The 8,243-nt window shown below is 61.3% G+C and carries 8 protein-coding genes and 2 pseudogenes; 7 read left to right on the top strand and 3 right to left on the bottom strand.

Annotated features, from left to right (window positions below; genetic code table 11):
* A partial coding sequence (locus MKD50_RS29725; protein ID WP_240987622.1) for a hypothetical protein occupies positions 1–548 on the top strand: 548 nt, incomplete at its 5' end.
* Positions 549–698: 150 nt separating this feature from the next.
* Here the strand turns inward: MKD50_RS29725 and MKD50_RS29720 are convergent.
* From MKD50_RS29720 to MKD50_RS29710, 3 genes and pseudogenes are all read right to left on the bottom strand, one after another.
* Positions 699–1,130, bottom strand: a pseudogene (locus MKD50_RS29720) (transposase); the annotation flags it as partial.
* Positions 1,112–1,534: pseudogene (locus tag MKD50_RS29715) on the bottom strand (helix-turn-helix domain-containing protein); the annotation flags it as partial. The pseudogenes MKD50_RS29720 and MKD50_RS29715, both read right to left, overlap by 19 nt.
* 268 nt (positions 1,535–1,802) lie before the next feature.
* The gene (locus tag MKD50_RS29710) at positions 1,803–3,173 is read right to left on the bottom strand and encodes an ISNCY family transposase (protein WP_012354735.1); all 1,371 of its coding nucleotides are present in this window, start codon (positions 3,171–3,173) and stop codon (positions 1,803–1,805) included.
* 93 nt (positions 3,174–3,266) lie between these two features.
* Between MKD50_RS29710 and MKD50_RS29705 the strand changes: the two genes are divergently transcribed.
* From MKD50_RS29705 to MKD50_RS29680, 6 genes are all read left to right on the top strand, one after another.
* A protein-coding gene (locus MKD50_RS29705) for an IS5 family transposase (RefSeq protein WP_232348031.1) occupies positions 3,267–4,036 on the top strand; the annotation gives its coding sequence in 2 pieces (ribosomal slippage) (positions 3,267–3,597 and positions 3,597–4,036; 771 coding nt in all).
* 332 nt (positions 4,037–4,368) lie between these two features.
* Entirely contained in the window at positions 4,369–5,874 is a 1,506-nt protein-coding gene (locus tag MKD50_RS29700; protein ID WP_012354738.1) for a ferritin family protein, read from the top strand.
* Positions 5,875–5,898: 24 nt separating this feature from the next.
* A complete protein-coding gene (locus tag MKD50_RS29695) occupies positions 5,899–6,159 on the top strand; it encodes a toluene-4-monooxygenase system B family protein (protein ID WP_012354739.1) in 261 nt (86 codons plus the stop codon).
* Complete coding sequence (locus tag MKD50_RS29690; protein WP_018003718.1) at positions 6,152–6,502, top strand: monooxygenase system ferredoxin subunit; 351 nt, start codon at positions 6,152–6,154, stop codon at positions 6,500–6,502. Before MKD50_RS29695 ends, MKD50_RS29690 begins: the two co-directional genes overlap by 8 nt.
* A gap of 19 nt (positions 6,503–6,521) precedes the next feature.
* A complete protein-coding gene (locus tag MKD50_RS29685; protein ID WP_012354741.1) occupies positions 6,522–6,839 on the top strand; it encodes an MmoB/DmpM family protein in 318 nt (105 codons plus the stop codon).
* 12 nt (positions 6,840–6,851) lie between these two features.
* The gene (locus tag MKD50_RS29680) at positions 6,852–7,850 is read left to right on the top strand and encodes an aromatic/alkene monooxygenase hydroxylase subunit beta (RefSeq protein ID WP_012354742.1); all 999 of its coding nucleotides are present in this window, start codon (positions 6,852–6,854) and stop codon (positions 7,848–7,850) included.
* The last annotated feature ends 393 nt before the right edge of the window (positions 7,851–8,243 follow it).

The raw sequence follows: 8,243 nt of genomic DNA, 5'->3' as shown, positions 1-8,243 counted from the left end.
CCTCAAAAGACCGCTTTCTCTCTTTGGAGCACACTATGATCGAATCCCTTAAACAAAGCGGTACGAAACGCACATGGCGTCGCATTCGCGTGAGGGGCAGCTGGCTGCCAGACCATGCCTTTGTGTGGGCGTATTGGAACGGCACCATGTGGAACGGCTTTACTGTCCCGATGTTTACCAGCCAGGACGCCAGCAATCTCTGTGCGGTGATGCCGAGCCTCGTGTACGTTGAGGCTCGCCAAGTCTTTGCTTTTCCTTTGCTGTGCCGTCTTCGCTTGCTGCGCCGCCCAGCCGACCTCGCCGAATACCTGTCGGGGTTTCGAAGCGCTGTGGCTGGATATTGCCGGAACTGTCACGGTCGTCCGGGTCCGCCCAGTCACGATTGCGGAGAGCGGCGGCATGATGTCCGCGAAAGGCCAACACCATTTGTCAAAGCTAAATTGAAATCTATGGTCAGCCCGATCTTTGCAAGGTTGAGGTCGATGATCTGTGGCTTGCCTAAATCTATCCAGAGTCTGCTTGGAGATTGCTCTCCCGCTCCACGATGAAAGTCGCGCCCGGTAGTATTAAAAATGTCCGCACTTTGTGGTAGCTATACAATTTGTCAGGGTGTCCACCGGGCCACTGGGCCGTTGGGTCATCAATGTCAACGTCGCAAAGCCTGAATTAACAAATAATCCTGCGCGGTCAGCCCACCTTCAGCTCGCCGCGGCCACGGGGATTTGGTAATCACTGCGGCGGTACAGCAACGCCCACGCTATGCTTGCAAGCTTATTGGCCAAGGCACACGCGACGACGTTTGGATGGCGCCGTACGAGCATCTTCCGAAGCCAATCCCCAAGCCCATCCGTTCGTCGATGAAGACGTGTCATTACAGAGCATGCGCATTGAATCAGCAGGCAACGTATGCTTTTGTCGCCTCGCTTACTGATACCGAGCAGAGCCGGGCGACCGCCAGTACTGTATTGCCGCGGCACTAGCCTTATCGATGCGGCAATGTCACGCCCGGAGCGAGAATTCTTTGCATCCCCCAGTTCAGCGGCCAACAAGCTGTCGGTAATGGCTCCAATGCCCGGGATGGCAAGCAGGCGCAGAGCGTTGTCGTCTTCCTTAAGCTGCTGCGACAGTTCCGCTTGACCTGGTCGTCAAGGCACTTGAGCGGGACCCAGAAACCAGCGTCGATCATGATCCGGCGCACCGTCTCGGTGGCCAGGTCGATGCCATGGCGCTCGCGCAGCTTCTCGGCGGCGAGCGTCGGGCCGAAGTCGGCGTAGCTGCCGCGAATCAGGCCGCGCACGCGGGACTCCAGCCCCGACGGCAGCTGGCGGTTGCTGTCACGGCCGCGCTTACGCGAGCCCAGGCCACTCGGACCATCCTCGCGGTAGCGCAGCACCAGCCGTTCCACCTGGCGCCGCGACAAGCCGAGCTTCTCGGCGGCGCGCCAGACCGCCAGGCCATGGTCGACCACGGCCTGAATCACCTTGAGCCGATCGAGTTCGCGCATCGTCGTCGTGATGGTCTCGGGCTTGCGCATCGCGGCCTCCAGTCTCGGACAGACGGAAAGCCGCCAGCATGCCAGCCTGGGCAAGGGGGTACGTCATTTCTATTTGGCTCAAATGCGACATTACTATTTGGGGCCAACACGTGCTGTCAAAGCTAAATTGAAATGTCCGGTCTCTGGCTAAGTTGAAATGTCCGGTTGATCGGCTATTGGGGTGAGCGTAGGGCGGTAGTGCTGTCCTGACGTGACTGAGTCCAAGCCGTGCTGCCTGAGCCCTGTTGAACTGCCAGCGCAAGCTGAATCAGTTTTCCGTTCCGTTAAGCGGCCACGGCTGCTCCTGCAGCCTTTGCAACGCTTCCAACATATCGTTCTGGCCGAGCGACCGCTGCGATTTCTTGCCGGGCGGCCGTCCACGCTTGCGCGGAACCCCCTCCGTGCCAGGCACAGAGAGCGAACGCGTGTTATCGCGCTTCTCCTGCACGTATTGCGCCAACTGCAGCACATGTCCCAGGCGCTTGTTGTCCACGATCGCGCCCTGGTCCACTTCCGACAGCCGGTCATAGGTGGTGTAGGGCAGGGCGGCGCCATTAGCCCGCGGCTCGATCCTGCCATCTGGGTAGTGATAGACGTCGATGTAGCAGCCAGCCAGCTTGCGATGCTCCGGCGGGTCCGCCAGCAGGTAGAGCATCTTGTCGTACTGGATCGTCAGGCTCTTGGACACGCAGCGTGGCTCGCGCCACGCGAAGATCAGATCCAGATTCTCGTCCGGTCGCAGCGGTCGATGGGCGTTGTGGTTGTTGCGCGGCACCTTGGCAAAGCGCGCGTTGTAGTCGGCGATGAACTCCGCCATGAAGCCATTGGCCGCCTCCATGGTGCTGATGCCACGCAGGCGCAGCTCCTTGACCAGCCGGTCCTGCAAGGTCAGGTGTGTCCGTTCCACGCGGCCTTTTGCCTGGCTGCTGTTGGCGCAGATGCCTTCGATGTTCAGTTCGAACAAGGCCCGCGCAAACTGCGTATGGCCGTCGCCGCTAGTTGCTCCTTGCTTGTTGACCCGGAAAACGCTGGCCTTGTCACTGTAAAACGCCACCGGCTTGCCGTGGCGCTCCAGGTAGGCGCGGGTCGCCGCGAAGTACGTGAACGTGGCCTCCGAATGGGTAAAGCGCAGCTCCATGATCCGGCTGGTGGCGTCGTCGACATAAACGAGCAGCGTGCAGGCAGGCGCGCGTTCCTCAAACCAGCGGTGATCGCAGCCATCAATCTGAATCAGTTCGCCATAGCAGGCGCGCCGATTACGAGGCTGATAGACCTTGAGCGGGCGCTGTTTGCGCGGTACCCACAGGCCGGCAACCATCATCAGCCGCCGGACCGTTTCCTTCGCCAGAGTGAGCCCGTGTGCTTCGCGCAGCTTCTCGGCCGCCAGGGTCGGGCCGAAGTCGGCATAGTGTTCCCGGATCAGGCCGAGCGCTGCGGCTTCGCGCTCGCCAGACAGACGGTTGTTGCTGGGTCGGCCGCGCTTGCGCGAGACCAGCCCGGCTGGGCCTTCCAGCCGGTAGCGCTCCAGTAACCGCCGCAGCTGCCGGTCAGTGATCTCCAATCGTTCGGCGGCCACGCCAGGCCGCAACTGACCATCCATGACCGCCTGGACGGTCTTGAGCCTGTCAATCTCGCGCATGCTTAGAGACCGTTTCAAAAAGACCCCGAGGGGGCTGTTAACCTTTTCGGCAAGCTGTTAACCTTGGCCATCTGAACGATGGGAACCGAGGGGATGAGCGCGCCGATCATCGATGACGAGCTGTGGGCACTGATCGAACCTTTGCTGCCGCCGCCGAAGCCGCGACGCAAGAAATATCCAGGCCGCCTTCCGGTTTCGGATCGAGCTGCGCTGAACGGCATCTTGTTCGTGTTCAAGACCAGCATACGCTGGTGCGACCTGTCGACCAAGTTGGGATTCGGTTCGGGTCCGACCTGCTGGAGGCGCTTGCGCGACTGGCAGAAGGCTGGCGTGTGGAAGCGATTGCACGAACTATTGCTGGCGAAGCTTCGCGAGGCCCACGAACTCGATTTCTCACGAGTAGCCGTCGATTCATCGTCGGTGCGAGCCGTTGGGGCGGGCGAAAAACTGGCCCGAACCCCACGGATCGCTCGCGACCAGGTTCCAAGCACCACATCCTCGTCGATGCAAATGGCGTCCCAATCAGCGCAATCCTGACCGGGGCGAATCGCAACGACGTCACCCAATTGCTGCCGCTCGTCGACGCGATCCCGCCCATTCGCGGCGTGCGCGGCCGACCGCTTCAGAAGCCAAAAGTCATCTACGCAGACCGAGGCTATGACTCCGAGCCACATCGTCAGCGGCTTCGCGAGCGCGGCATCAAGCCGGTGCTTGCCAAACGCCGGACTGAGCACGGTAGTGGTCTGGGCAAGTTCCGCTGGGTTGTCGAACGTACCCAAGCGTGGCTTCACAACTTTCGTCGTCTTCGCATTCGCTTCGAACGTCGAGCTGACATTCATGAAGCGCTCCTCAAGTTCGGCTGAATTCGATGCACCTGGTATTTCCAGTAGGCGTCCATGGTTGGGCCGAATGAGTCTTTCCCCTTGTCCCAGTGGTGGATTTTGATGCCTTCGTAGGTGTCGTAGGGAAATCCACAAGGAACTGGCACCTTGTTGCGACGCCCAGATCCGGGCCTCGAAATCCAATGGAGTACCCGCCATTCCTTACGCTCCCACTGCTTTGCAGTGCAGCATGACTATATCGCCATGCCCGCTGGCATTACATTTGCACAAGGGAATGCGCTCCGGATCTGCGGCCTTTCGCAACCGGGACTGCAAAGCAAGAAGGACATGACATCCACCAAGGAGAATATCCCATGGCGCTTTTGGAACGCGCAGCGTGGTACGACATTGCCCGCACAACGAACTGGACGCCGACGTACGTCGCCGAGTCCGACCTTTTCCCGGAGGTCATGGCAGGGGCACAGGGCGTGCCCATGGAAGTCTGGGAAACCTATGACGAGCCCTACAAGACATCGTATCCAGAATATGTCCGCATTCAGCGCGACAAGGACGCTGGCGCCTACTCCGTGAAGGCCGCGCTGGAGCGCAGCCGCATGTTCGAGAACGCCGATCCCGGCTGGCTGTCTATCCTGAAGGCACATTACGGCGCCATCGCGCTCGGCGAATACGCAGCGATGAGCGCCGAGGCACGAATGGCCCGCTTCGGCCGCGCGCCAGGGATGCGCAACATGGCGACGTTTGGCATGCTTGACGAGAACCGTCACGGGCAATTGCAACTCTACTTTCCGCACGACTACTGCCCAAAGGATCGTCAGTTTGACTGGGCGCACAAGGCCTATCACACCAACGAATGGGCCGCGATCGCTGCCCGCAGTACCTTCGACGACCTATTCATGTCGCGCAGCGCGATCGAGATCGCCGTGATGCTTACGTTTGCCTTCGAAACCGGTTTCACCAACATGCAGTTCCTCGGGCTGGCGGCCGATGCGGCGGAAGCCGGCGACTTTACGTTCGCCAGCCTCATTTCAAGCATCCAGACGGACGAGTCACGGCACGCGCAGATCGGCGGCCCGGCACTGCAGATCCTGCTGGCCAACGGGCGCAAGGAGCAGGCGCAGCAGCTCGTGGACGTGGCCATTGCACGCGCATGGCGCCTGTTCTCCCTGCTGACCGGCACGTCGATGGACTACGCTACGCCGCTGCAGCATCGCAAGGAGTCATTCAAGGCGTTCGTGACGGAATGGATCGTCGGCCAGTTCGAGCGCACCCTGATAGACCTCGGTCTCGACCTGCCCTGGTACTGGGACCAGATGATCAATGAGTTCGACTACCAGCACCATGCTTACCAGCTGAGCATCTGGTTCTGGAGGCCAACCATCTGGTGGAATCCGGCCGCCGGCATGACGCCGGACTGCCGTGATTGGCTCGAAGAAAAGTATTCCGGCTGGAATGACACGTTTGGCAAGGCCTGGGACGTCATCATCGACAACCTGCTCGCGGGCAGGAAGGAGCTCACCGTCCCCGAGACGTTGCCCATTGTGTGCAACATGAGCCAGTTGCCAATCTGCGCGGTGCCGGGCAGTGGCTGGAACGTCAGGGATTATCCGCTCGAGTACAACGGCCGCACGTACCACTTCAATTCCGAGATCGACCGTTGGGTTTTCCAACAGGACCCCGTGCGTTACCGCGACCACCTGACCCTGGTCGACCGTTTCCTCGCCGGGCACATCCAGCCGCCCGACCTGGGGGGGGCACTCCTGTACATGAACCTCGCCCCCGGCGAGATTGGCGACGACGCACACCATTGCGCATGGGTGGCGGCATACCGCCGCCAGCGCGAACAGAACAAGACCGCCTGATGCGGCCATCAGATGGATAATGACATGGCACTGTTTCCAGTGATTTCGAATTTTCAATACGACTTCGTGCTGCAGCTCGTCGCCGTCGATACGGAGAACTCGATGGACGAGGTAGCGGCGGCCGCCGCGCACCATTCAGTCGGCCGTCGCGTAGCGCCTCAGCCCGGCAAGGTCTTGCGGGTGCGGCGCCAGGGGAGCGACCATTTCTATCCCCGCGACGCCCGGCTCGGCGACACCGATATCAAGCCGATGGAGTCACTCGAATTCATTTTTTGCGATGCATAAGGACACCAAAAATTTCCAGACAGTCTCCACACTCGACGAGCTGTGGGAAGGCGACATGGCCGAGGTCGTGGTGGACAGCCACGTCATCGTACTTGTCCGCCCACGAAGCGGCACGCCACGCGCATTCCAAGGCATCTGCCCGCACCAGGACATTCCGCTCGTAGAGGGAAATTTCGACGGGCGCGTACTGATGTGCCGGGCCCACCAGTGGACATTCGACGCCAACACAGGCAGGGGCATCAACCCCAGTGGATCCCGTCTCGCAGAGTATGCCATCAGGGTAGATGGTGACGACATACTTATCGCTGTCGAAGGCGTCGAACCACTGTTCGCCAATTGCTGATATTGCAAAGGAATCGATCATGAGCAGGGATCACAACACCGCCGAGGCGTACCGAAATAACCGCGTCGGCCCCGTGCTTCGCGCCAGCAGCATCACGTCCGGCGTCATCGAGGCCGCGCGGGAAGACAATCCGGGTAAGGAGATCCGTGTCGACGACAAGCTCGCATACGTGCGCATCGACACCGACGGCGAACTGATCCTGCGCCGAGCTACGCTGGAGGATACGCTGGGCCGCCCGTTCAGGATGTCCGAGCTGGAGGTCAACCTCAGCTCGTTCGCGGGCCGCATCGAGACCACGGACGACTACGTCCTCTTCTATTACAAAAAGACGCTGTAACCGGAGACGAGCATGACTACTCAACCGGACGTCCTCAAGCCGCTAAAGACCTGGAGCCACCTGGCCGCGCGGCGGCGCAAACCAAGCGAGTACGAGATCGTCTCGACGAATCTGCACTACACGACCGACAACCCCCACGCGCCGTTCGAACTCGATCCGAATTTCGAGATGGCGCAGTGGTTCAAGCGTCACCGCAACGCCTCGCCGCTGAAACACGCTGACTGGAACGCCTTTCGGGACCCCGACGAGCTCGTCTACCGCACCTACAACATTCTGCAGGACGGTCAGGAAACCTATGTGTCCGGTCTGCTGGACCAATTTTCCCAGCGCGGCCACGACTCCATGCTGGAGCACTCCTGGGCCGGCACGCTGGCGCGACTGTACACGCCGGCACGTTATCTGTTCCACACACTGCAAATGGGATCGGCCTACGTGACGCAGATGGCCCCCGCCTCCACGATCTCGAACTGCGCCGCCTACCAGACCGCCGACTCGCTGCGTTGGCTCACCCACACCGCGTATCGAACGCGAGAGCTGTCTCAGATCTTCAGCGACGTGGGCTTTGGCACCGACGAGCGCAGATGCTGGGAGCAAGATCCGGCCTGGCAGGGTTGGCGCAAGCTGGCCGAACACGCGCTCGTTGCATGGGACTGGGCAGAGTCCTTCGTCGCCTGCAGTCTAGTATTGAAGCCGGCGATGGAGGAAGTGGTCTTGCGCGGGCTTGGCGAGGCGGCGCGCCACAACGGCGACACCCTGCTCGGCTTGCTGACTGACGCGCAGCTTGCCGACGCCCAGCGGCACCGGCGCTGGGCCGGCGCGCTCGTCCGCATGGCCCTGGAGACCCCAGGCAATCGTGACGTGCTGGCCGGCTCGATTTCCCGGTGGGCGGGGCTCGCGGACGATGCGATTGCGGCCTACGGCGCGGCGTTGCCCGACGCGCCGAACACGAAGGCACGTGCCTGCGCGGCCGTGCGCGATTTCTGGGACATCATCGGCCTGGCGGGCCTGTAACGCAAGAAGTGTCGGGAGATGCGACTCGACAGCCAGCATTGGAGCCCTATGAAATGCCAGATCGATCCGAAGGCGGCGCGACGTTCACCGTAGACGCGGAAGAAGACACTCTGCTGCGCAGCCCCGCGCGCCGGCATGACCTGCCAGCGGCGGTTCGAGGCGCGTCCACTTCTTCTATGGCGCCCGGCGCTCCTATCGACGTCCTGGAGAAACTCGCCGAAGACGAGCGCCTTGCGCGCTGTCGGTGGTACTGTCCGTACCGCAGAGCGCCTGGAAGAGTCCAACGGGTTTTCGAGCGTACGCTGACAGCTCGGCTCGGCAGTTACGACTTCTATATTTGCAGGCCTCCTTGAGCGAAACCGCGCAGGTGCTCCCGATGCACCAGGTGCGGAC

The sequence above is a fragment of the Cupriavidus mimosae genome, from assembly GCF_023952485.1.
Classification (GTDB): domain Bacteria; phylum Pseudomonadota; class Gammaproteobacteria; order Burkholderiales; family Burkholderiaceae; genus Cupriavidus; species Cupriavidus taiwanensis_C.
This window is presented reverse-complemented; position numbering and strand designations above follow the sequence as displayed.